22 protein-coding genes are annotated in these 22400 nt (G+C 69.3%); 16 read left to right on the top strand and 6 right to left on the bottom strand.

Going from position 1 to position 22400, the window contains the following annotated elements; genetic code table 11:
• The first annotated feature begins 52 nt into the window (after positions 1-52).
• On the top strand, positions 53-1507 hold the full coding sequence (locus ABMA10_RS19490; RefSeq protein WP_347867710.1) for a glucose-6-phosphate dehydrogenase: 1455 nt from the start codon (positions 53-55) through the stop codon (positions 1505-1507).
• 84 nt (positions 1508-1591) lie between these two features.
• Here ABMA10_RS19490 and ABMA10_RS19485 read toward each other — a convergent pair whose 3' ends face one another.
• Positions 1592-2767 carry an MFS transporter gene (locus tag ABMA10_RS19485; RefSeq protein ID WP_347867709.1) on the bottom strand — a complete coding sequence of 392 codons (1176 nt, stop codon included), beginning with the start codon at positions 2765-2767 and terminating at the stop codon, positions 1592-1594.
• Positions 2768-2904: 137 nt separating this feature from the next.
• Between ABMA10_RS19485 and ABMA10_RS19480 the strand changes: the two genes are divergently transcribed.
• A complete protein-coding gene (locus ABMA10_RS19480) occupies positions 2905-3327 on the top strand; it encodes a hypothetical protein (RefSeq protein ID WP_347867708.1) in 423 nt (140 codons plus the stop codon).
• A gap of 164 nt (positions 3328-3491) precedes the next feature.
• Complete coding sequence (locus ABMA10_RS19475) at positions 3492-3905, top strand: MarR family winged helix-turn-helix transcriptional regulator (RefSeq protein WP_431030876.1); 414 nt, start codon at positions 3492-3494, stop codon at positions 3903-3905.
• Positions 3906-3933: 28 nt separating this feature from the next.
• On the opposite strand, the gene ABMA10_RS19470 is transcribed toward ABMA10_RS19475, so the two are convergent.
• Positions 3934-5160 carry a pyridoxal phosphate-dependent aminotransferase gene (locus tag ABMA10_RS19470; protein WP_347867706.1) on the bottom strand — a complete coding sequence of 409 codons (1227 nt, stop codon included), beginning with the start codon at positions 5158-5160 and terminating at the stop codon, positions 3934-3936.
• A gap of 271 nt (positions 5161-5431) precedes the next feature.
• On the opposite strand from ABMA10_RS19470, the gene ABMA10_RS19465 reads away from it, so the two are divergent.
• The 4 genes from ABMA10_RS19465 to ABMA10_RS19450 all read left to right on the top strand — a co-directional run bounded on the left by ABMA10_RS19465 (position 5432) and on the right by ABMA10_RS19450 (position 11205).
• Entirely contained in the window at positions 5432-6457 is a 1026-nt protein-coding gene (locus ABMA10_RS19465; RefSeq protein WP_347867705.1) for a 3-oxoacyl-ACP synthase III, read from the top strand.
• Positions 6451-9144 carry an alpha/beta fold hydrolase gene (locus ABMA10_RS19460; RefSeq protein ID WP_347867704.1) on the top strand — a complete coding sequence of 898 codons (2694 nt, stop codon included), beginning with the start codon at positions 6451-6453 and terminating at the stop codon, positions 9142-9144. Before ABMA10_RS19465 ends, ABMA10_RS19460 begins: the two co-directional genes overlap by 7 nt.
• Positions 9141-10109, top strand: a complete 969-nt coding sequence (locus ABMA10_RS19455) for an NAD-dependent epimerase/dehydratase family protein (protein WP_347867703.1) — start codon at positions 9141-9143, stop codon at positions 10107-10109. Before ABMA10_RS19460 ends, ABMA10_RS19455 begins: the two co-directional genes overlap by 4 nt.
• A gap of 547 nt (positions 10110-10656) precedes the next feature.
• The gene (locus ABMA10_RS19450; protein WP_431030875.1) at positions 10657-11205 is read left to right on the top strand and encodes a pentapeptide repeat-containing protein; all 549 of its coding nucleotides are present in this window, start codon (positions 10657-10659) and stop codon (positions 11203-11205) included.
• Between the two features lie 38 nt (positions 11206-11243).
• Here ABMA10_RS19450 and ABMA10_RS19445 read toward each other — a convergent pair whose 3' ends face one another.
• Entirely contained in the window at positions 11244-11612 is a 369-nt protein-coding gene (locus tag ABMA10_RS19445) for a VOC family protein (RefSeq protein ID WP_347867701.1), read from the bottom strand.
• A 62-nt stretch (positions 11613-11674) separates the two neighbouring features.
• Here ABMA10_RS19445 and ABMA10_RS19440 point away from each other — a divergent pair, with 62 nt between their 5' ends.
• From ABMA10_RS19440 to ABMA10_RS19430, 3 genes are all read left to right on the top strand, one after another.
• A complete protein-coding gene (locus tag ABMA10_RS19440; RefSeq protein ID WP_347867700.1) occupies positions 11675-12106 on the top strand; it encodes a MarR family winged helix-turn-helix transcriptional regulator in 432 nt (143 codons plus the stop codon).
• A 59-nt stretch (positions 12107-12165) separates the two neighbouring features.
• Entirely contained in the window at positions 12166-13224 is a 1059-nt protein-coding gene (locus ABMA10_RS19435) for a Y-family DNA polymerase (protein WP_347867699.1), read from the top strand.
• 157 nt (positions 13225-13381) lie between these two features.
• Positions 13382-14431 carry an NAD(P)-dependent alcohol dehydrogenase gene (locus ABMA10_RS19430; protein WP_347867698.1) on the top strand — a complete coding sequence of 350 codons (1050 nt, stop codon included), beginning with the start codon at positions 13382-13384 and terminating at the stop codon, positions 14429-14431.
• Positions 14432-14517: 86 nt separating this feature from the next.
• Here ABMA10_RS19430 and ABMA10_RS19425 read toward each other — a convergent pair whose 3' ends face one another.
• Positions 14518-14778 (bottom strand): DUF6458 family protein, encoded by a 261-nt coding sequence (locus ABMA10_RS19425; protein ID WP_347867697.1) that lies wholly within the window; start codon positions 14776-14778, stop codon positions 14518-14520.
• A 141-nt stretch (positions 14779-14919) separates the two neighbouring features.
• On the opposite strand from ABMA10_RS19425, the gene ABMA10_RS19420 reads away from it, so the two are divergent.
• From ABMA10_RS19420 to ABMA10_RS19400, 5 genes are all read left to right on the top strand, one after another.
• The gene (locus ABMA10_RS19420) at positions 14920-15138 is read left to right on the top strand and encodes a hypothetical protein (protein ID WP_347867696.1); all 219 of its coding nucleotides are present in this window, start codon (positions 14920-14922) and stop codon (positions 15136-15138) included.
• 124 nt (positions 15139-15262) lie between these two features.
• Entirely contained in the window at positions 15263-15949 is a 687-nt protein-coding gene (locus tag ABMA10_RS19415) for a DedA family protein (protein WP_347867695.1), read from the top strand.
• 5 nt (positions 15950-15954) lie between these two features.
• Positions 15955-17184 carry a sensor histidine kinase gene (locus ABMA10_RS19410; RefSeq protein ID WP_347867694.1) on the top strand — a complete coding sequence of 410 codons (1230 nt, stop codon included), beginning with the start codon at positions 15955-15957 and terminating at the stop codon, positions 17182-17184.
• Positions 17185-17197: 13 nt separating this feature from the next.
• The gene (locus ABMA10_RS19405) at positions 17198-17866 is read left to right on the top strand and encodes a response regulator transcription factor (protein WP_347867693.1); all 669 of its coding nucleotides are present in this window, start codon (positions 17198-17200) and stop codon (positions 17864-17866) included.
• Positions 17867-18027: 161 nt separating this feature from the next.
• On the top strand, positions 18028-19398 hold the full coding sequence (locus tag ABMA10_RS19400; RefSeq protein ID WP_431030874.1) for an acyltransferase family protein: 1371 nt from the start codon (positions 18028-18030) through the stop codon (positions 19396-19398).
• Here the strand turns inward: ABMA10_RS19400 and ABMA10_RS19395 are convergent.
• Both ABMA10_RS19395 and ABMA10_RS19390 read right to left on the bottom strand, forming a co-directional pair.
• The gene (locus ABMA10_RS19395; RefSeq protein WP_347867691.1) at positions 19289-20644 is read right to left on the bottom strand and encodes an HNH endonuclease signature motif containing protein; all 1356 of its coding nucleotides are present in this window, start codon (positions 20642-20644) and stop codon (positions 19289-19291) included. The two genes, ABMA10_RS19400 and ABMA10_RS19395, sit on opposite strands and share 110 nt — an antisense overlap.
• Positions 20645-20734: 90 nt before the next feature.
• On the bottom strand, positions 20735-21307 hold the full coding sequence (locus tag ABMA10_RS19390; RefSeq protein WP_347867690.1) for a TetR family transcriptional regulator: 573 nt from the start codon (positions 21305-21307) through the stop codon (positions 20735-20737).
• A gap of 46 nt (positions 21308-21353) precedes the next feature.
• Here ABMA10_RS19390 and ABMA10_RS19385 point away from each other — a divergent pair, with 46 nt between their 5' ends.
• Positions 21354-22400 carry an NAD(P)-dependent alcohol dehydrogenase gene (locus ABMA10_RS19385; RefSeq protein WP_347867689.1) on the top strand — a complete coding sequence of 349 codons (1047 nt, stop codon included), beginning with the start codon at positions 21354-21356 and terminating at the stop codon, positions 22398-22400.

The following is a 22400-nucleotide window of genomic DNA, read 5'->3' as shown; positions in this document are numbered from 1 at the left end:
TCGTCCGCGCAACCCCGCCCCGCTGACCCGCTGTCGGGGTGAGGATGGATGCATGACCGACCAGTCCGATCCCACCGTCCACCCCGACTCCGCGACCGAGACGAACGCCGCGACCGAACCCGGCATCCCGGATGCCGCATCGATCGAACCGACGAAGCGCACCATCGCGATCCTCGGCGCGAACGGCGACCTGGCGAAGCGATTGCTGATCCCGGGTCTCGGGCAGGTGGTCGACGCCGCGAGGGACGTGACGCTGCAGATCATCGGCGCCGCCCGCACACCGCAACCGAGCGAGGAGTGGCGGGCCACGGTGCGCAGCAGCCTCGAGGATGCGGGTGTCTCGGCCGCCACGGTCGACGCCCTCACCTCCACGACCGAGTTCATCCCGACGGATGCCTCGGATCCCGAGGAGCTCCGTGCGCTGCTCGACGCGTGCACCGGCTCGCCCATCCTCTACATCGCCCTGCCGCCCTCGGCCGGACGCAAGGTGGCCGAGGCGCTCGCGCAGCTCGACCTGCCGGATGACCTGCTCATCGCCATCGAGAAGCCGTTCGGAGACGATCTCGCCGATGCGAAGGAGCTCAACGCTGCGCTCGCCGAGGTGGTCCCGGAGAGCCGACTCTGGCGCATCGACCACTTCCTCGGCAACGCAACCGTCCTCGGCATGCTCGGCCTCCGGTTCAGCAACCGGCTGCTCGAGGCAGGTTGGAACGCCGAGCAGATCGAGAAGGTCGAGATCCTGTACGACGAGGAGCTCGGGATCGAGGGCCGGGCGGCGTTCTACGACCAGACGGGCGCGCTGCGCGACATGCTGCAGAGCCATCTGCTGATGGTGCTCGCCCTCACGACGATGGAACGTCCGGACGCGGTGACACCGGCCGAGGTCCACGACCGTATCGCCGAGGTGCTCGGGTCGGTGCGGCTCTGGAAGGACGATCCGTCCACGGCGCGCCGAGCCCGCTACACGGAGGGACGCGTCGGCGATCGCCTGTTCCCGTCCTACGTCGACGAACCGGATGTGGACGCGTCGCGCGACACCGAGACGCTCGCGCAGGTGATCCTGCAGGTCGACACCCCGCGCTGGGCGGGCGTTCCGTTCGTGCTGCGCTCCGGGAAGGGCATCGGTGACCCACGACGCGAGGTCGCGGTGCACTTCCGTCGTTCGACCGCACCGACTGGGCTGGACGCACCCGCCGACGGTGCCGACACTGTTCTGCGCATGTCGCTCAAGGGTGGCGACGTGAACCTCGACCTCATCGTCACCGGCGCCGAGGACGTCGACGGCCTGCGCCGCATCGACCTCGAGGCGAGCCCGGGCACCGCGACGCTCGATGCCTACGCGCAGGTGCTCGCGGGGCTGCTGCAGGAGAACACGCTGCTCTCCGTCCGCGGCGACGTGGCTGAGCAGTGCTGGCGCATCGTGACCCCCGTCGTCACGGCGTGGGCCGCCGGCGAGAACCCCCTGGAATCGTACGAGGCTGGAAGCGCAGGACCCTCCGACTGGTGACGCGAGCGGAGGGCCAGTGACTGACGCGGGCCACCGACTGGTGAGGGCCACCGACTGATGCGGGTCACCACTGACTGATGCGGGTCACGGGAGCGGGGCCGGCCGATCGCGCGGGAGCCAACCCGGGACCGATGCCACACCGAGGACGACGACGAGGATGCCCGCGCTCACGAAGCCCAGGCCGCCGAAGCTGAGCAGGGCGATGACCTGGCCACCGATGATCGCACCGAGGGTGATGCCGATGTTGAACGCGGTGTTGCTGACGGGAGCCGCCGCAGCGGGGAGTCTGTGCGATGCCTTGAGCGCGAGCACCTGGAGGAGGACGGGCAGCATGCCGAAACCGAGACCCCAGAGGATGACGGCGACCGTCACGCCGATCGCGGAATCGCGCATCGTCGACACGAGCAGCAGCGCGGCGATGATGAAGCCGACGGCGATCCGCAGGGTGGCGGCAGGACGGCTGGCCGCCGTGCGCGATGCGATGAGCAGACCCGCGACACTCGCGATGCCGTAGCCGAGCAGCACCGGCCCGACCTGCTCCTCGAGGACGCCCGCTCCGCGGAGTAGCGGCTCGACGTAGGTGTAGGTCAGGAACTGGGCGAGCAGGATGACGACGACCGTCGACGCGACGCGTAGGAGTGCCGGCTCCACCGCGGCCGTGAGGACGGTCCGTGTCGTGAAGCGTTCCTCGGTCGCACCGGCGTGCGACGGGACGAAGAGGACCACCGCGACGATCAGGGCCGCGAACGTCACCGCGATGACGAGGAACGGGACCCGCCACCCCCAGGCGACGCCGAGGGCGGTGGCGAACGGGACCCCGAGTGCGAGTGCGAGTGCGTTCCCGGCGCTCACGGTCGTCGCCGCGACCGAGTGACGGTGCGGGACGAGCGACAGCGCGATCCGGTAGACGGGCGTGAAGATGACGGCGTGCGCCGCACCGCCGAGTGCGCGAGCGACGATGGCGAGGTCGAGCGACGGACTCACCGCCATGACGGCCGCGCTCAGGCAGAAGATGCCGAGGACGACCGCGAGGGTGACCCGGGCGTCGAACCGGGCGGTCATCGCGCTGAGCGGGATCGAACCGATGACGACGATCACGCTGAACGCGCTGACGAGGAGTCCCGCCTGCTGCTCGCTCACCTCGAACTCGGACGCGATCGACCCGAGCAGTCCGACGGGTAGCAGCTCGTACATCACGGCGACGATGATCGTCACGCTGAGGAGCACGAGGGAGCCGGTGGTCCGTCGCGACTGCCTCATGGCTGAATCCTTGCACGCTCCGACCCGCTGGATCGCCCGAAGCCGGACCGAAGCCGGACCGGAATCGACCGGAAGCGTGACGAACGCGTGTTCTCGACCGTCTCATTGAGGAGACGAGGTCACACAAGGAGTCCACGATGAGCCACAGGATCTTCGGCGCGCACGAGCGGTCGTACGGCCGGCGGCCCGCACGCCCGCGCAGCGTCTGGTTCGCGCTCGGCACCGGCCTCGTGGTGTGTCTGCTGCTCGTGGCCGGCGTGCTCGTCCCACTGCTGACGCTCATCGGGACCGCTGCGGGCGCAGCCTGGTTCGTGAACCTCGGCATCGGGACGATCACCGTCGTGACGATCGCGGGTTGCCTGCTCACCGCCGGCCTCCTGGCGCTCATCCTGCGGGTCCGCAACGGCCCGATCGCCTGGATCCTGGCTGTCGCTGCCGTCGTCGCGGCGACGATCATCTCGGTCTACCCGGTGTTCGCCGTGATCGGCGCAGGGGCGGAGGCGGTGGGGCAGCTGCTGCCGACGGTGTCGGGATGGGTCCAGCAGGGCTTCGGCGGCTGAAGCGGCGCGGAGCAGTGACGTTGACAGGGCGCTCGCCGATCTACTAGACGATCTTGTTATCAGAGTGACTAGGGTTGTCCTCCATGACCGCATACGCCGTGGATGCGCAGCACTACTGGTAAGACCAGGACGAGCAGGAGCGTGGGCGCCGCATCCTGGAGGCGATGCGCCTCTACCGGGCGGCCGAGGCCGCGATGCGCCGTCGCACCCGCGACCAGATGCACATGGGCGAGAACGACCTGCTGGCGCTCCGGTTCCTCCTCCGCGCGAAGCAGGAGCACGGGGTGGTGAGCCCGACCGAACTCGGCGCCTACCTCGGCATCAAGACGTCATCGGTCACGGTGATGATCGATCGTCTCGAGGATGCCGGACACGTCGTCCGCCGACCGAGCCCGGTGGACCGACGGCGCATCGTCGTCGAGACGACCGAGTACGCCGATGCAGAGGTGCGCAAGACGCTCACCGACATGCACTCGCGGATGATCGGCGCGACGGCCGGGATCGAGCCCGAGATCGCCGCAGGGATCGTCTCGTTCCTCGACCGCATGCGTGAGGCCGTCGACGAGATCGAGGCGTAGCGATCGGCCCAGGTGACGCCGGGATCGCCTACTGTCGGTAGGAGGACAGGAAGTTGCCGAGTCGCTCGATGGCGTCGGTGAGGACGCGCTCCTCCGGCAGGGTGACGACGCGCAGGTGGTCGGGATCCGGCCAGTTGAAGCCGGTGCCCTGCACGAGGAGGATGTGCTCGGCCATCAGGAGGTCGTAGACGAGCTTCTCGTCGTCGCGGATCTCATGCACCTCAGGGTCGAGCCGGGGGAACGCATACAGGGCACCCATCGGCTTCGTGCAGGAGACGCCCGGGATCGAGTTGAGGCCCTGCCAGGTCGCGTCGCGCTGTTCGAGGAGCCGGCCGTTCGGGGCGATGAGCGCATCGATCGACTGCACCCCGGAGAGCGCCGCCTGCACGGCGTGCTGCGCGGGGACGTTCGGACAGAGTCTCGTGGACGCGAGCAGCGTGATGCCCTCGAGGAACCCGGCCGCGTGATCGCGAGGCCCGGTGATGACGAGCCAACCCGAGCGGTAGCCGGCGACACGGTACGTCTTCGACAGCCCGTTGAAGGTGAGGACGAGGAGGTCGGGGGCGACCGTCGCGAGGGGGATGTGAACAGCGTCCTCGTAGAGGATGCGGTCGTAGATCTCGTCCGCGAGCAGCAGCAGCCCGTGCTCGCGTGCGACCTCGGCGATCTGATCCAGGACCTCGCGCGAGTAGACGGCGCCGGTCGGATTGTTGGGGTTGATGACGACGATGGCCTTGGTGCGCGGTGTGATCTTCGAGCGGATGTCCTCAATGTCGGGAGCCCAGTCGCTCTCCTCCGCGCAGCGGTAATGCACGGCGGTGCCGCCGGCGAGGCTCGTCATCGCGGTCCACAACGGGTAGTCGGGGGCCGGGATCAGGACCTCGTCGCCGTCGTCGAGGAGCGCCTGCATCGTCATGGTGATGAGTTCGGAGACGCCGTTGCCGAGGAACACGTGCTCGGGGTCGACGGGCGGGAAGCCCTCGAGCTCCTCGTACCGGTAGGCGACGGCTTGGCGCGCGGAGAGGATCCCCCGGCTGTCGCTGTATCCGTGGGAGTGGGGGAGCGCCGCGATCATGTCGCGCACGATCTGGTGCGGAGCCTCGAAGTCGAAGATGGCCGGGTTGCCGGTGTTGAGCTTGAGGATGCGATGGCCGTCGGCCTCGAGGCGGACGGCTTCGACGAGCGCCTTTCCGCGGATCTCGTAGAGGACGCTCTTCAGCTTCGAAGACTGGTCGAGGGTGCGGCGCGGATTCACCCTGTCAGGGTACTGCGACCCGGTGTGCGCGCGGCAGTGCCGCCAGCGGGTCCGTGGCTCTTCGGGTGTCCGCCCGATGGCAAAGATCGTCATGATCAGGCAGATGCGGCGTGGATTCGATCTTCAGCGGCTCGTGCAGACGGGCTGGAGGGCACTTGTCAGGGAATTCCCGTCTGTCAACACTGAGGACACGATTCGTCCACCCTCAGGGAAGAGGAGTACCGTCAATCGCTGGTGGTCTTGACCACCGGGTCAGAGGCACGGAGGAATCGTGACCGGAAACGCAACAACCCGATTCGACAATGTGGCAATGCTGTCGGTGGCGAGCACGCTGCCGTCGACGGTGGTGACCTCGATCGAGATCGAAGACGGCCTTGCGGCCGCGATGAAGCGCGCCAGGCTCCCGAAGGGCATCCTGAAGCGGGTCGCCGGCGTGATCGAGCGACGGCACTGGGGCCCCGGTGAGAACTCGGACGACGCCACGGTGTCCGCTGGCCTCCGGGCACTGCAGGAGGCCGGCGGACACCCGTCGCAGATCGGCCTCATGATCAACACCTCCGTCACGCGCCAGCACCTCGAACCGTCGGTCGCGGTCCGCATCCACGACGGCATCGGGCTGCCGAGCTCCGCCATCAACTTCGACATCGCGAACGCGTGCCTCGGTTTCGTGACCGGCATGACGATGGCCGCGGCCATGATCGAGTCCGGCCAGATCGAATACGCGCTGATCGTGAACGGCGAGGACGCGAGCGAGGTGCACGCCAACACCATCGAGCGTCTGAACGGTGGTGGCATCGACCGCGACGACTTCATGAGCGAGTTCGCCTCCCTCACCCTCGGCTCGGGAGCGGCTGCCGCCGTCATCGGACGAGCGGACCGCCACCCGGAAGGCCACCGGATCCTCGGCGGTGTCACCCGTGCGGCCACCGAGTTCAACCACCTGTGCGTCGGTAGCGTCGACGGCATGTTCACCGACGCCCGAGCGCTGCTCAAGGGCGGCCTCGAACTCGTCGTGTCCGCGTGGAAGGAAGCCGCTGGAGCCGAATGGCGCTGGTCGAAGATGGACCGGTACATCACGCACCAGGTCTCCTCCGTGCACACCGACTCGATGGTGAAGGCCGCATCACTCGACCGCAGCCGCGTGCCCGTCACCTACCCGTACCTCGGCAACGTCGGCCCCGCGTCGATCCCGATCACGCTCGCCGACCAGCAGAAGACCCTCGTCAAGGGCGATCGTGTGCTGCTCATGGGCGTCGGTTCGGGCTTGAACACGGGCCTCATGGAACTCGCGTGGTAGTGGGGGCCGGATTCGTGCACGACGACTTCCCGACCGCCGGGCTGCCTGAGCTGCCCGCGGAGTACTCGCGACGCATCGACGTCGCAGGCGTCCTGGCCGACGCCGGCACCTCGCGCAGCTGGCACTACCTCGACACGGTGGCGGCGCTCGCCGAAGCGGGGGCGACGCCTGTCGGCACCATCCTCGCCGTCCACGGCAACCCGACCTGGTCGTACCTGTGGCGGTCGGTCGTCACGCAGTCGGTCGAGCAGGCGCGCAGCGGCGGCACCGCCTGGCGGATCGTCGCCGTCGACCAGCTGGAGATGGGCTGGTCGGAGCGCACCGACCTCACGCGCGGGCTCGAACAGCGCATCGCCGACCTCGCAGCGTTCACCGACGCCATCGGACTCGACGGCCCGGTCGTCACCCTCGGCCACGACTGGGGCGGCGTCATCTCCCTCGGCTGGGCGACCGAGCACCCGGACCTCCTCGTCGCGTCCATGCTCCTGAACACGGCTGTGCACCATCCGGAGGGCACCCCGATCCCCGCGCCGCTCCGCCTCGCGGGCGCACGGGGCATGCTGAGCGCCGGATCCGTCCGGACGACGGCGTTCCTCGACACCACGCTCTCGCTCGCCTCGCCGAAGCTGACGCATGAGGTGCGCGACGCCTATCGCAGCCCGTACGCCTCGCACACCCGCCGCCGCGGGATCGGTGCCTTCGTCGCCGACATCCCCGCGACGCCCGGGCACCGCAGCTTTCCACGCCTCGAACGTCTCGCAGCGGACGTCGCAGCACTGCGCGTCCCCGCGGTGATGCTGTGGGGTCCACGCGACCCGATCTTCAGCGACCGCTATCTCGACGACCTCGCCTGGCGGCTGCCGCACGCCCAGGTGCATCGTTTCTCCGAAGCCGGTCACCTCGTGATCGACGACGCCCCCGTCGCGGCATCCCTGCTGTCGTGGCTCGATGAGCATGTGACGACTGCCGATCCTGCGTCGCCCGTCGACCGCGTCGCCGACTTCGAACCGCTGTGGCGCCGGCTCGACGATCGCAGCACGGACGACGGCGACGCGATCGTCGAGCAACGCGGCACGGGCGCGGCCCGTCGTGTCAGCTGGCGTCAGCTCGACGACCGGGTCACGCGCCTGGCTGCCGGCCTCCACCGCATCGGCGTGCGCCGCGGCGACCGCGTGTCCCTGCTCGTCACCCCCGGAGCGACCCTCACCGCCGTGATCTACGCCTGCTTGCGCATCGGTGCCGTCGTGGTCGTCGCCGACGCAGGTCTGGGCGTCAGCGGTCTGCATCGAGCAGTCCGTGGTGCCTGGCCGAGCTACATCATCGGAGAGACGCGCGGACTCACAGCGGCCCGCGCACTCGGGTGGCCCGGAGTGAAGATCTCTGCTGCGCGACTGCCCCGCGCCACCGCGGCAGCGCTCGGTGTCTCGCACAGTCTCAAGGAGCTCCTCGACGACAGCGTCGCACCGGTCCTCCCTGCGGAGCCGGGACCCAGCGACCCCGCGGCGATCCTGTACACCTCGGGCTCGACCGGCCCGGCGAAGGGTGTCGCCTACACGCACGCGCAACTGTCCTCCCTGCGCGACGTGCTGTCCGAGCACTTCGGGATCACCTCCGCCTCGGGACTCGTCACGGGCTTCGCGCCGTTCGCCCTCCTCGGCCCCGCCCTCGGCGCCCGCTCGTCGACACCCGAGATGGACATCTCCGCACCCCGGACGCTCACCGCCCGAGCCGTCGCCGCCGCCGTGGCCGAGACGTCCGCAGACATCGTGTTCCTGTCACCGGCCGCGATCCTCAACGTCGTCGCGACCGCCGATGCACTCGACGCGGCGGACCACGCGGCACTCCAGGGTGTCCGGACGGTGCTGTCGACCGGTGCTCCCGTCAGTCGTCAGCTGCTGACCGCGCTCATCGGGGTCCTCCCGAACGCCTCCGCACACGCCGTCTACGGCATGACGGAGTGCCTGCTCGTCTCCGACATCACCCTCGACACGATGCCCGACGATGCGAGCGCCGCAGCGGACTCCGACGGTGCCGCGGGCACCCGTGCGCACGCTGGCGTCCGTGCGCACACTGGCGTCTGCGTCGGCACCCCGATCGGTGGCGTGAGTGTGCGGATCAGCGCCCTCGACGCCGCGGGAGACGCGACCGGCGCTCCGTCCGAGGACGCCGACGTGCTCGGTGAGGTCATCATCTCGGCAGACCACCTGAAGTCGCAGTACGACCGCCTCTGGCTGACCGACCGGGCTGCCGTCCGCGACGTCGCCGAGGGTGGTCGATGGCATCGGACGGGCGATGTCGGCCACCTCGACGAGGACGGCCGGCTGTGGATCGAGGGGCGCCTGCCGCACGTGATCACGACGCAGGACGGTCCCCTCGCGCCGGTCGGCCCGGAGCAGGACATCGAGACGGTGCGGGCCGTTCGTCGTGCCGCCGTGGTCGGTGTCGGGCCAGCAGGTCTGCGTCAGTGCGTCGCGATCGTGGAGACGGATCCCGCGTCCAAGCGGGTCGGTCTCGCGGATGCCGCACTCGCCGCTGCTGTCCGTGCGGCGTCGTCCCAGCCGCTCGTCGCGGTCTTCGCGATCCCGGACCTGCCGACCGACATCCGCCACAACTCGAAGATCGACCGTGCGCGACTGTCCGCTTGGGCCGAACGCGTGCTCGCGGGCGAACGGCTGAGCACGCCGTGACCGTGCTCGTCACCGGCGCGAGCGGGATGCTCGGCCGCGAGGTCGCGCTGGAGCTGCTCCGTGCGGGTCACGAGGTGCGGGTGCTGCAGCGTGGTCCGTCCGCGCTCACCGGGGTCGACGAGACCCGAGGGTCCATCACCGATCCCGAGGTCGTCGCAGCGGCGGTGCAGGGCGTCGACGCGGTCGTCCACCTGGCAGCCAAGGTGTCGCTGGCGGGTGATCCGGCCGAATTCCAGCGGGTGAACGTCGACGGGACGCGAGTGCTGCTCGATGCCGCCGAGGCTGCAGGGGTCACGCGGTTCGTCCACATCTCCTCGCCGTCGGTCGCGCACGGCGGGTCGGCGCTCATCGGTGTCAGTGCCGAGGATGCGGACCCCGCAGCCGCGCGTGGCGAGTACGCGCGCACGAAGGCGCAGGGCGAGCTGCTGGCCCTGTCTCGTGATCGTCCGGGCTTCGCTGTGGTCGTCGTGCGGCCCCACCTCGTCTGGGGTCCTGGCGATCCGCAGCTCGTCGAGCGCATCGTCGACCGTGCCCGTCGCGGGCGTCTGCCGCTCCTCGACGACGGCACGGCGCTCATCGACAGCACCTATGTCGCGAACGCCGCGTCGGCGATCGCGGCGGCGCTGGAGCACGCGGAGACCGCTCATGGCCGGCCGTTCGTCGTCACGAACGGTGAGCCGCGTCCGGTGGGAGAGCTCCTCGCCGGAATCTGTCGCGCGGCGGGCGTGAAGCCCCCGACGTTGAGTGTCCCGGCCGGTGTCGCGCGTGCGGCCGGTGCCGTCGTCGAGCGCATCTGGGCGGTCCGCCCGGGAACCGACGAGCCGCCGATGACGCAGTTCCTCGCGGAGCAGCTGTCGACCGCCCACTGGTTCGACCAGCGTGACACCCACGCTGCGCTCCAGTGGACGCCCGCCGTCTCGATCGACGAGGGTCTCGAACGCCTGGCGGCCCACTACCGCGGTTGAGCGGGTGCCGGTTCGCCGGAGTCAGGTGTCCTCGACGAGCGACGGACGCCGTTGTACGCTGCTTGCAGTGAATACTCTTCCTGCTCTGTGAACCAGAGACCCCATAGCGACATGCGTTCGCTCCTGAGTCGAGGAGCGGTGATTTCGTGTGGCCGAGGAGGGACCTCCGTGTGGAGATCCCCAGCATCCCGGCCACCTCTCGAACTCATCCCTGGAAGATCACACCCTCATGACCTCAACGCATTCCGTCGAGCCTGCTTCGCCCCGCTACGAGCGGCAGTCGCTGCGGGCCGACTGCGGCACATGCTTCGCGCTCTGCTGTACCGCCTTCGGGTTCTCCCGTTCAGCGGACTTCCCGATCGACAAACCTGCAGGCTCACCCTGCCGGAACCTGGCGGACGATTTCTCGTGCACCATCCACGACCGACTGCGCCCCAGGGGCTTCCGTGGCTGCACGGTCTTCGACTGCTTCGGTGCTGGACAGAACGTCTCCCAGAACCTGTTCGGTGGAACGAGCTGGGCTGACGATCCCGGCACGAAGGCCGAGATGTTCTCCACTTTCGCCGCGGTGAGACAACTCCATGAGATGCTGTGGTACCTGGCTGAGGCGCAGGTCAGGACGTTCGACCCCGACAATTCGAACCGTGCACGGCAGCTCCGGCTGGCGATCGAGCGTGCCATCGGCGATACGGCGGCCCAGGTGCTGGCGCTGGATCTGCAGCATCTACACGCCCGGGTGCGTGAGACGTTGATCGACGTCAGCGACGAGGTGCGCGCCGGCTACCGTGCGCTCGGTGATGATCAGCTCGATGCCGAGTTGTGCCCCGGTGCCGACCTGATGGGCAAGACCCTGCGGGGGCGTCGCCTGTGTGGGGCGGATCTCCGAGGTGCCTACCTGATCACCGCAGATCTGCGGGGGAGCGATCTGTCGGGGGCCGACCTCTTGGGTGCTGACCTGCGAGACGCCCGCCTGGACGGGGCCGATCTGTCCCGCGCGCTGTACGTCACGCAGCCGCAACTCAACGCGGCCACTGGCGACATCGACACTACTGTGCCGGCGGACCTCGAGCTGCCCGCGCACTGGGGGAACGCGTGATGCGCGGCCTCCCGGGCTCGCTCTCTCGGCTCGGTCTCTCAGGCGCGGTCGTGGACGGTGATGTGGTAGCCGTCGGGGTCCGCGAAGGTGAAGGTGCGGCCGAACGGGCCGTCGACCGGTGCGGCGACGATCTGCTTGCCGTCGGCCGCGAGGGCGTCGTGGATCTCCTGGGCGTCGGGTGCGTGGAACCAGAGCGCAGCACCCACGCCGGGTTGCGGGATCGTGGTGAGGTCGACACCCGGGAGTGTGTCGCGGAGGGCGAACGCGACGGGCTTCGTGTCGAAGACGACGGCGTGCGGCGGGCCCTGCTCGGCTCGGACGAGTCCGAGGTACTGCTCGTAGAACGCGGCTGACGCGTCGAGGTCGCTGGCCTGCAGCGAGATGAAGTCGGGTCCGATGGCGGCCATGGTGCACTCCTTGAGATTGTGTCAGTTAGCTGACACGGGTGACTCTATGTCAGAATACTGACATGAGTCAAGAAGGCGTTGATCTGGAGACTTCCGTGGGGTACCTGCTGAAGGAGGCGTCGAGCGCGCTGCGGACGGCGATGGAGGCGACGCTGCGGCCGCTCGGGATGACGGTCACCCACTACTCCTGCCTCGAACTACTCGCCCAGAGGCCGGGGTTGTCGAACTCCGAGCTGGCGCGCGGCACCTTCGTGTCCCGACAGTCGATGAACGTCCTGCTGCAGTCGTTGGAGCGCGCCGGCGAGGTGACGAGGCCGACCGAGGCGCCGGTCGGCAAGGTGCTGCCGACCCGGCTGACCGACCTCGGACGCGAGCGTCATGCGCTGGCCTCTGCGGCCGTGCGTGAGGTGGAGCGCCAGATGCTCGCCGCACTCACTCCCGAGGACCGGTCCGAGACCCGTCGCCTCCTCCGATCCCTCATCGCGTCGCTCTGATCCCAGTGGCTGTCGGAGGGTGATGCGAGAGTCAGGGTGACGAGGAAGGGCGGGGTCCGATGCCCGGAGCGACAGCTCGGCTGGTGCTGCACGCCGACGCCGACTCGTTCTTCGCATCGGTCGCGCTGCGAGCGCGGCCTGAGTTGCGCGAGGTGCCGATGGCCGCCGTCGCCCACGTCTTCATCGCCAGCGCGAACTATCCGGCCAGGGCGCTCGGCATCCGAGGGGGCATGTCGACGCAGGACGCCCTGCGGATCTGCCCTCACCTCGCGCTCGTCGAGGTGCCACGCGCCGAGATCGAGGAAGTGGGGGACGCCCTGTTCGACCTGTTCCACGAGTGCGCCGACGCCGTCGAACCCGGGTCGATCGAGGAGGCGTTCCTCGACGTCGGAACCGGCGACCGGAGTCGAGCGGTGGCCGCCGCGCGCTCGCTGCGGGAACGCGCGGCACGCGAGCTCGGCATCCCGGTGAGTGTCGGGATCGGACGGACGAAACTCATGGCGAAGGTCGCCTCACGAGCGGCGAAGCCCGATGGACTGCACGTGATCGGCGCGTCCGAGGAGGCCCGATTGCGCGAGACGCTGCCGATCACCGAGGTATGGGGTGTCGGCGGCAAGACGGTGCAGCGTCTTCGTGACCTCGGCGTGCAGCGCCTGGCCGACATCGATCGACTGTCGGAGGACCGGTTGTCGGCGGCCTGCGGCACGACGATGGCGAGGCGCCTGCTCGGTATCCGTGCGGGAACAGACGATGCCGAGGTGCGTCCGGTCGAGGTCCGGACGACGCTGGCCTCGGAAGGATCCATCGCCGGCTGGGCGCGGCTCGACTGGACACCCCTGGAACTCGTCGAGAGCTGCATCCGCCGTCTCTGCAAGCGGGCGGATCGCGCAGGGCTCGTCGGCGCGGGCATCACGGTTTCGCTCACGCCCGAGACTGATGAGGCTCCGATCGTCCTCAGGCGGCGCATCCCCGACCCGACGGCCGACGTCGACGCCTGGCTCGCCGTCGGTCGGGAGCTGTTGACGGCGCGGCGCACGCCGCCGCTCACGACCATCCGGGTCACGCTGACGGGCCTCCAGCCTGCAGCGACCGTCGAGCCCACGCTGTTCTCGTTCTGAGCTGCTGAGCTGCCAGGCGACCTGCCTGCCGTCGCGTCCGCGTTGTGAGGCGGCTCCCATCCGGCGAGGCCATACTGGACTCGTCGGATCTATCTGACACACGTCGCTTAGTGAGCGGCAGCGGCGTGCAGCTCGACGCTCGAGGAGGACACCTGCCATGAAGGCACTGCGGTACACGAAGATCGGTTCGGCTCCCGAGGTCGTCGAGATCGAGAAGCCGACCCCCGGGCCCGGCGAGATCCTGCTGAAGGTCACCGCCGCCGGTGTCTGCCACTCGGACGACTACGTCATGAGCCTGCCCGAGGAGGACTACCTCGCGCAGCAGTACCCGCTCCCGCTGACGCTCGGCCACGAGGGGGCCGGCATCATCGAGGAGTTCGGTCCCGGTGTCGAGACGAGCCTGTCGATCGGCGAGTCCGTGGCGGTCTACGGTCCATGGGGGTGCGGGCACTGCCTCAACTGCTCGCAGGGCAAGGAGAACTACTGCACGAACGCCGTCGCGGAAGGCATCCGTCCGCCCGGTCTCGGCAGCCAGGGTTCGATGGCCGAGTACATGATCGTCGACGACGTGCGCCACCTGGTGCCGATCGGCGATCTCGACCCGGTGAAGAACGTCTCCCTCACGGACGCCGGCCTCACGCCGTACCACGCGATCAAGCGCAGCCTCCCGAAGCTCGGTGCCGGCACCTTCGCGGTCGTGATCGGCTCCGGTGGCCTCGGTCACGTCGGCATCCAGATGCTGAAGGCCCTCTCGGGCGCGACGGTGATCGTGCTCGACGTCAGCGACGAGAAGCTCGAGCTGGCGAAGCATGTCGGTGCAGACGTCACACTCATCAGTGATGAGTCCGCCGCGGGCAAGATCATGGAACTGACCGGTGGGCTCGGTGCCGACGCCGTGTTCGACTTCGTCGGTGCGAACCCGACGATCGCGACGGCCACCTCCGTCGCGGGCATCGACTCCGACGTCACCATCGTCGGCATCGGCGGCGGTTCGGCCACGATCGGGTTCGGGTCGATCGCCTACGACGCAGCCGTCCGCGTGCCGTACTGGGGCTCGCGCAGCGAACTCATCGAGGTGTTCGAACTGGCCAAGGCCGGCAAGGTCGACGTCGAGATCCAGCCGTACTCCCTCGACGACGCCCCGCAGGCCTACGAGGACCTCCACGCGGGCACGATCCGCGGTCGCGCGGTCATCGTCCCCGCCTGAGCCCGTCCGCGGTGACCGGACGCGCGCAGGTGGTGTCCGGTCTCCCGCGTGCTCAGATCTCCCGCGTGCTCAGACCTCCCGCGTGCTCAGATCGCGGGGCCGTCGGAGTCGCGGGTGCGCCGCGTGACCTGCTCGCCGCTCGCCGGGTCGACCGCGGTGCGCGTCGTCGCGACCGACTGTCGGCGACGAAGGGTCAGGATGAGGCTGATGAGGAAGACGACGACGCCCGCGCCCATCAGGATGTAGCCGATCAAGTGCAGGTCGACGTAGCCGCCGAGGTCGACGTTGATCGCGAACGCCAGAACCGCTCCGATGACGATCAGTGCAATGCCGCTTCCGATACCCATGGGGCTCTCCTCCTTCTCGGTCGGCGCGCTCGGATGAGCGCGTTGACCAGGTCGCCCTAGTCAAGCGGCTCCGCGCGTTCGTGTCAGGGGGTTTACAACCGCCGCCGCGAACCTGGCTGGTGGCGACGTAGCATGGGGCGCATGGATTCCTGGATCGCGGTGATCGTCATCGGCGTGGTGCTCGTGGTCGCGTCCGGTGTGGTGCTGCTGGTGAACCACCGGGTCGGACGCCGCCATGCCAGACAGCGGCAGGAGCGGTTCGGGGGTCCGGATGCCCGGCACGCGGGAGGGCGTCAGTCGCAGCGCGGGCGCGTCTTCACCTCGGGCTCGACGAACCACCAACAGACACCGAACTCCTGAGCGCATCACTCCGGGCGTGGCTTCTGAACGGTCTGCGGGTGCCACGCAGAACACCTCTCCAGTAGGGGGTGGTCGAGACCGCAGGGTGATGCCCGATGGGATGCGCGGTTCGTAGCGTCGAGGCATGGACGTCATCAACGAACTCATCCTCCAAGCGGTGACCTCGCCATGGCTGTACCTGGTGATGTTCCTGACGGCCGTGATCGACGGATTCTTCCCGCCGATCCCGAGTGAGACGGTGCTCGTGGCCGCTGCCGCGGTCTCGGTGTCGACCGGGGGATCGAACCTCGTGCTGCTCTGCGCGGTCGCTGCGATCGGAGCGGCGATCGGCGACAACGTCGCCTATGCGATCGGCCGCGGGGTCGGGACGACGCGCTTCGCGTGGATGCGGCGTCCACGCATCGCCGCCGCGTTCGACCGCGCCGGTCGAACACTCGGCCATCGAGGTGCGCCGCTCATCCTCGGCGCCAGGTACATCCCCGTCGGTCGCGTCGTCGTGAACATGTCCGCCGGGGCGCTCGGGTACTCGTGGAAGCGGTTCCTGCCGCTCAGCATCATCGGCGGGACGACCTGGGCCGCCTACAGCGCGATCATCGGGATCGTCGCCGGTCGGCTCCTGGAGGACCAGCCGTTCCTCAGCTCGGTGCTCGGCATCGGCGTCGCGCTCGTGATCGGCGTGGTGATCGATCGGATCGCCGCACTGCGGCGACGCCGCGCCGGTGCGCATCGGCATGCTGACACGGAATCGGACGGCGATGCCGCCGACGACTCCGACGAGCATCGTCCGGCGATGACACTGGTGGGAGAATGACCATCATGGAGCGGACCGTGATTGGGGAGGGTGTGCCGGCAGCCGCGCGGATCCCGCGCCGCACGATCGTCCTCGTGTCGCTCGGCGCTGTTTCCATCATCCTGTTCGCCATCCTCGTACCGATCCAGAGCAGCTTGTACGGCACGGCGCTGCCCGTCGCGTTCCTGTTGGCCGCGGCCCTCTGCGCTGCTCCGCTCGTGGGCATCTCCTTCCCGCGCGTCGGCGTCGTACTGTTCTGTGCCGCCTCGTTCGTACTGCCGCTCGTCGTCTCGCCGGATCGCGACCCCTTCTGGCCCTGGCCGTGGGCGGTGCCAGCGCTCATCGTGTTCGCGGTGTTCGTCGGTGTCACGACGTATCTGCACGGCTGGCTGCTGGGCCTGATCCCGCTGATCGTCGGCATGGCCGGGTCGCTCGTCGCCCCGCTGCTCATGCCCGACGCCGCTGACGCAGGCGCTGCCGCAGCCGACCTCATCGTCACGGCGGCCATCGTGGGTGTCGCCTACCTCGTCGCACTGCTGCTCTCGGGTCGGGTGCGGCTGGGGGAGGAGCTCACGCGCGAGCGGGAGGTCTCTGCGGCTGAGCAGTCCCGCCGCGTCCTCATCGAAGAACGCACCCGGATCGCCCGCGAGCTGCATGACGTCGTCGCCCACAGCATGTCGGTCATCCAGGTACAGGCGTCGACCGCGAAGTACCGGGTGCCCGGTCTGGCCGAGGACGCCGCGGCCGAGTTCGACGACATCGCCGCGACCGCGCGCGGCTCGCTCATCGAGATGCGTCGGCTGCTCGGCGTCCTGCGCACCGAGGACCAGGCGGCCGAGCTCGCGCCGCAGCAGGGCATCGACGACATCCCGGCACTCGTCGAGAGCCTCCGCCGGGTGGGCGCGGACATCACGCTCGAGCTGAGCGCGGGTGACCACTCGGCCGTTCCGCCCACCGTGCAGATCGCCGCGTTCCGAATCGTGCAGGAGGCGATGAGCAATGCCGTGCGGCACGCGGCCGAGGCGCCGATCACCGTCCACGTCCGAGTCGACGCGGTCGCCGTCCACCTGCGCATCGGCAACGGCGAGGCTCCAGCCTCCGGTGAGCACGGCGCGGGCCACGGGTTGCGTGGCATGCTCGAGCGGGCCGAACTCCTGAGGGGGTCTCTCCAAGCGGGACCGACCCCGGACGGCGGCTGGCTCGTCATCGCCGAGCTGCCGTGCGCGGTGGTGCCTGTGCCCGAACCCAAGCAGTGACGGAGTCCAGACTGTGACCATCGAAGTCCTCATCGCCGACGACCAGGCCATGGTGCGCGCCGGGTTCGCCGCCCTGCTCGACGCCCACGAGGGGATCCGGGTGACCGGGCAGGCGGCGAACGGCGCGGAGGCGTTGACGCTGTCCGCCAGACTCGACCCCGATGTCATCCTCATGGACGTGCGCATGCCCGAGCTCGACGGCATCGAGGCGACGAAGCGCATCCTCGGCCCCTCGTACCCCGCGGCGAAGCTCCCGCGGATCATCATGCTGACCACCTTCGACATCGACGACTACGTCTACGACGCACTGCAGGCGGGCGCCAGCGGCTTCCTGTTGAAGGATGCGCTCCCGGAGGACCTCGTCCACGCGGTCCGAGTGGTGGCGGCGGGTGACGCCCTCCTCGCGCCGAGCGTCACCCGTCGCATGATCGCGCAGTTCGCGGCACAGAAGCCGCGGGCCGCGGGCGGGTCCGCACGCCTCGCAGACCTCACCGAGCGCGAACGCGAGGTGCTCGTACTTATCGGTGCCGGTCAGTCCAACAGCGAGATCGCCACGACGCTGTTCATCGCCGAGCAGACGGTGAAGACGCACGTCGGCAAGGTGCTTGCGAAGCTCGGCGCGCGCGACCGCGTGCAGGCCGTGATCTTCGCCTACGACACCGGACTCGTCGAGCCGGCTTGACCACCCCGCCCGGACCACTCCTGCCCGGACCACTCCTGCCCGGACCACTCCTGCTCGACGGCGCCCTCCCTCCGCCGTAGGGGGCGCTGCGGCACCACCGGGTGATGTACCGCGCCACACCGCCTCCATAACCTCCTCGGACACCACCGAGGAGGACCGTCATGGCCATCACCGCACCAGCACTAGCACCAGCGCCAGCACCAGCGCCGCTCACCCGCGTCGAACCGAATCAGCGGCGTCAGAGCGGCCGCGACACCGGCATCGACCTCGTGCGTGCGTGCTGCGTCATCGGCGTCGTCGTCCTCCACGCCATGATGGTCGGCGTCACGGTGGTCGACGGGCGCCCGCTGTTCGAGAACGTGAGTGACAGGACGGCCTGGATCGCGCCCGTCAGCTGGGTGCTGCAGGTGATGCCCCTGTTCTTCGTGATCGGCGGATTCGCGGGCCTGCTCGCCTACCGGCGCCAACGGGCGCAGGGCTGGTCCGCGATCGCGTTCGTCGCAGGGCGCCTCCATCGGCTCATGCTGCCGGCCGTCGTCACGATCGGCGTCGTCGGCGCGGGACTCGTGCTCCTCGCGGCTGCCGGGGTGCCGGCGGACCTCGTCACCATGGCCGGCTTCCGGTACGGCCAGCCGCTGTGGTTCCTCGGAGTGTTCCTGTGCTGTCAGGCGCTGCTCCCGGCGCTCGCCGCAGCGCACGACCGGGCTCCACTGATGACGATCGGTGCGCTGGCCACGACCGCGGTGCTCGTCGACGTACTGCGCGCTGCGACGGGGGTCGACGGATTCGGCTTCATCAACCTGCTGTTCGTCTGGGCGGCGCTGCAGCAGCTCGGGTTCTCCCTCGCCGACGGAACGATCGATGGCTCGAGCCGCAGAACCCGGGTGCTCGTCGGGGTCGGTGCCGTGGTCGTTCTCGCGGTCGCCTGCGCCGCCGGCGTGTACTCCGCCGATCTCGTCGCGAACATCAACCCACCGACGACCGCACTGTTCCTCGTCGGCATCGCGCACACTGCCGCGCTGTCGCTGTTCCGGGCCCGCCTGGCTCGGGTCAGTGAGCGTCCGCGCGTTGCGAGCTTCACCGCGTTCGTCACGCGACGCACGATGACCATCTACCTCTGGCACATGCCGGTGCTGCTCGCGATGGCCGGGGCATCCGCGGTGTTCGCGTTGGCGACCGGGTTCGTGCTCCCGGCGCCCGACAGTGCGGTCTGGTGGCTCGGGCGACCACTCTGGGTGGTGGCCGCGCTCGGCCTGACCGCGGCGGTCGCCATGGTGTTCTCGCGGATCGAGGCGGTGCCGATGCCGACAGCCACCGCGTCACCTCGCCGCATCGTCGGCGCGACGATCGTCGCACTGCTCGCGGTGGTGCTGCTGCTCGTCGTCGGGACATCCGCGCTCACTGCTGGGGCGGCCGTCGTGCTCATCCTCGTGGCGCTGCGAACTGCCTCGTCATCGGTCCGACGGGAGGCGGCCATGAGCCCGGGTCGGGTTCGGTGTGATGCGTCCGGCCGTCGGGGCTCGTCCAGGTGAGTGAGCCGCCTGCTTCGTGGTCGAGGTCCCAGCCGGTGAGATGCTTCATGCGGTGGTGATGTCTGCAGAGGCAGGCAAGGTTACCGACACTCGTTGTGCCGCCCGCATCCCAGGCGACCGAATGGTCGAGGTCGCAGGCTCGCGCGCGGCGGTTGCAACCCGGAGCCCGACAGGTGGCGTCTCGCAGGCGCACGACTCGTTGGAGATCGGCCGGAACCCGATAGCGGTCACGGCCGACCGAGAGCACCGCGCCGGTTTCCGGATGGGTGAGCACACGGATCATCGTCGGCGCACTGACTGCGAGGCGGGCCGCGGTGTCGGGGTCGATCGGGCCGTAGCCGTCGAGGCTGCCGGGTGCGTCCTCGACACCCAGGAGGGTGAGGGCGGGAACCGTGACCTGCACGGTCGCGTGCATGCTCGCCTCGACGGCGACGTGGCGTGCGACCAGTTCGGCTGCGAGCGGCGTGCCCGACTCGGTCGTGCCGGCGCCTGACGTCGTCGACGCGGCGGGCGCGGTGGTGCCGCTGACGGCGAGCTCCGAGAGTGCATCAGCGCGCAACTGGGCGAGCGTGCGGTCGTCGCCGAGTACCTGCGCCGCAGTCGCGATGGCATCCAGCCGTTCGCTGACGCCCTGCGCGATGGTCGCTGTGGTGAACAGGTGCAGCCACGCCATGCCGTCGGTCGCGGGCTCCATCTCGACCCGGCGGCCGGTCTCCGCGCGTGCCACCCTGACCTGGATCGACGTGGGATGCACGCGCTCACGGAGCGTTCTGGCGCGTTGCTTCAACCGGGCAGCCGTCGTGCGCTCTGCGACCGGGAGCAGCTGTGCCAGCAGCGACGCGCGGGCTTCGACGGGAAGGTCGCGCAGCTGATCGGTGATGACCCGCGTGTGCGCGGCGGAGATCCGTCCGCTCATGAGCGAGTCGAGCGCGGCGGGGGCCTGGTCGATGAGCGCCTCGGCGTCCGTGATGCGTCGTTGCATCGTCTGCTCGGGTGTGCGGACGGCCATGGCGAGCATCGCGCAGATCGACCGCCGTGCCAACGCGCGCGCCTCAGCCGGGGGTGTTCCGACGGGGACGACGGACTCGACCGTCAGGTCTGCGTAGGCAGCAGCCTCGGCCAGAAGCTGCGCTGTCTCGGCGTCGAGCGCCGCCTGTCGTCGCTCGATCCCGACGAGGCGCTCTGAGAACGCGGCGAAGCGCGCCGCGACGGTGTCTCGGGGGTGATCGTGGGCAGTGCTCGACATGACTCCAGTCCATCACGGACCACTGACATTCGAGATGGTCAGTCGAAGACCTCAGCGTGGTCCCGTCTACAAGATGGCGGTGGCGCTGCATCAGTGGGAGCAGAGGCCTGCGCGGATCATCTCGGCCAGCGCTGTGCGCCGTCGTCGGTGCAACTCGGTCGCATCTGCGGACGTGGCGACAACCGTCATGGACCCCTGCGCCCAGGTCGCCGCCGTCGAGATGAGCAGCGCCCAGATGTCGGCCGGGTCGAGGTCGGCGCGGATCGTTCCGGCTCGCTGCTCCGTCTCGATGTCTCTGAGGTGGCGGAGGTCGTGGTCCTCGAGGCCGGCGAAGAGGTAGCCGGTGCTCTCGCGCTCGAGCCGCTTCCACATCACGAGGCGGGCGAGCGCCGGGTCGGCAAGGTAGTCGTCGTAGAGTCGGGCCGCGTAGTCGGGTAGCTCGGCCGCGGTGAACGGGACACGGTCGCTGTTGGCGATGACATGTGCGTGGAAGACGGTGTCGAAGAGCTGCTCCTTCGCGCCGTAATAGGCATAGATCATCGGTTTGCTCATACCCGACCGCTGGGCTATGCGGTCCACCCGCGCGCCGGCGATGCCATGGGTGGCGAACTCCTCGGTCGCGGCGTCGAGGATGCGCTGACGAGTCTGTTCCGCGGTGTTCATTGATCGAGTGTATCGATACTACCAACTAGTAGGTAGTATCGGATCCATGCGCACAACCGCCCTCATGTCCACCGCCTCTCCCCGGTCGCTCCAGCAGACCGTCATCGAGCGCCGCGATCTCCGACCGAACGATGTCGACGTCCGGGCCACACACTGCGGCGTCTGCCACAGCGACCTGCACGCGCTCGCCACCGCGGGACCGGAAGCCGGACTCGTCCCCGGCCACGAGTTCGTCGGCGAGGTCGTCGCGGTCGGCTCCGACGTGACGACCTTCGCTCCCGGCGATGCGGTCGCCGTCGGCAACATCGTCGACTCGTGCGGCACCTGCCCGATGTGTCTGCGCGGCCAGGAGAACTTCTGCGCGGAGTTCCCCACGCTCACCTACGGCGGCAAGGACCGCGTCGATGGCAGCATGACGATCGGTGGCTACTCCGGACGCTACGTTGTGCGCGACACCTTCGTCTACCATCGCCCGCTCTCCCTGGACCCGGCCGGCGTCGCACCCCTGATGTGCGCGGGCATCACCGTGTGGGAGCCGCTCCGCACCAACGATGTCGGGGAGGGGACGCGGCTCGGAGTCGTCGGCCTCGGTGGTCTCGGTCACCTGGCGGTCCGGCTTGGCTCTGCGCTCGGTGCGGACGTCACCGTCTTCACGACGTCCGAGGGCAAGGCGACCGATGCGCTGCGGCTCGGGGCATCACGTGTGGTCGTTTCGACCGACGCCGACGCCATGGCTGCGGTGGCCGGCAGCCTCGACCTCGTCATCGACACGGTCTCGGTCGAGCACGATCTCACGCCGTACCTCCGCATCCTCGACCTCGACGGGACGCTCTGCTCGCTCGGTTACCTCGGCCCGATCAATATCCAGACCCTGGATCTGCTCCTGGGCCGGAAGCGACTGACTTCGGCTGGGAGCGGCGGTCACCGGTGGACGCAGGACCTCCTCGACTTCTGCGGCACCCATGGTGTGACGGCCGACGTCGAGCTCGTCCGTGCTGACGAAGTGGACGTCGCGCTTGACCGGCTGGCCAGAAACGACGTCCGGTACCGCTTCGTGTTGGACCTCGCTGACATCGACGCCGAGCTCGGCTGA

Origin of the sequence: Plantibacter sp. RU18, assembly GCF_050613355.1 — a bacterium.
In the GTDB taxonomy this organism is placed as follows: domain Bacteria; phylum Actinomycetota; class Actinomycetes; order Actinomycetales; family Microbacteriaceae; genus Plantibacter.
The sequence above is the reverse complement of the archived record's forward strand: the minus strand, read 5'-3'. Positions and strand labels throughout refer to the sequence as shown.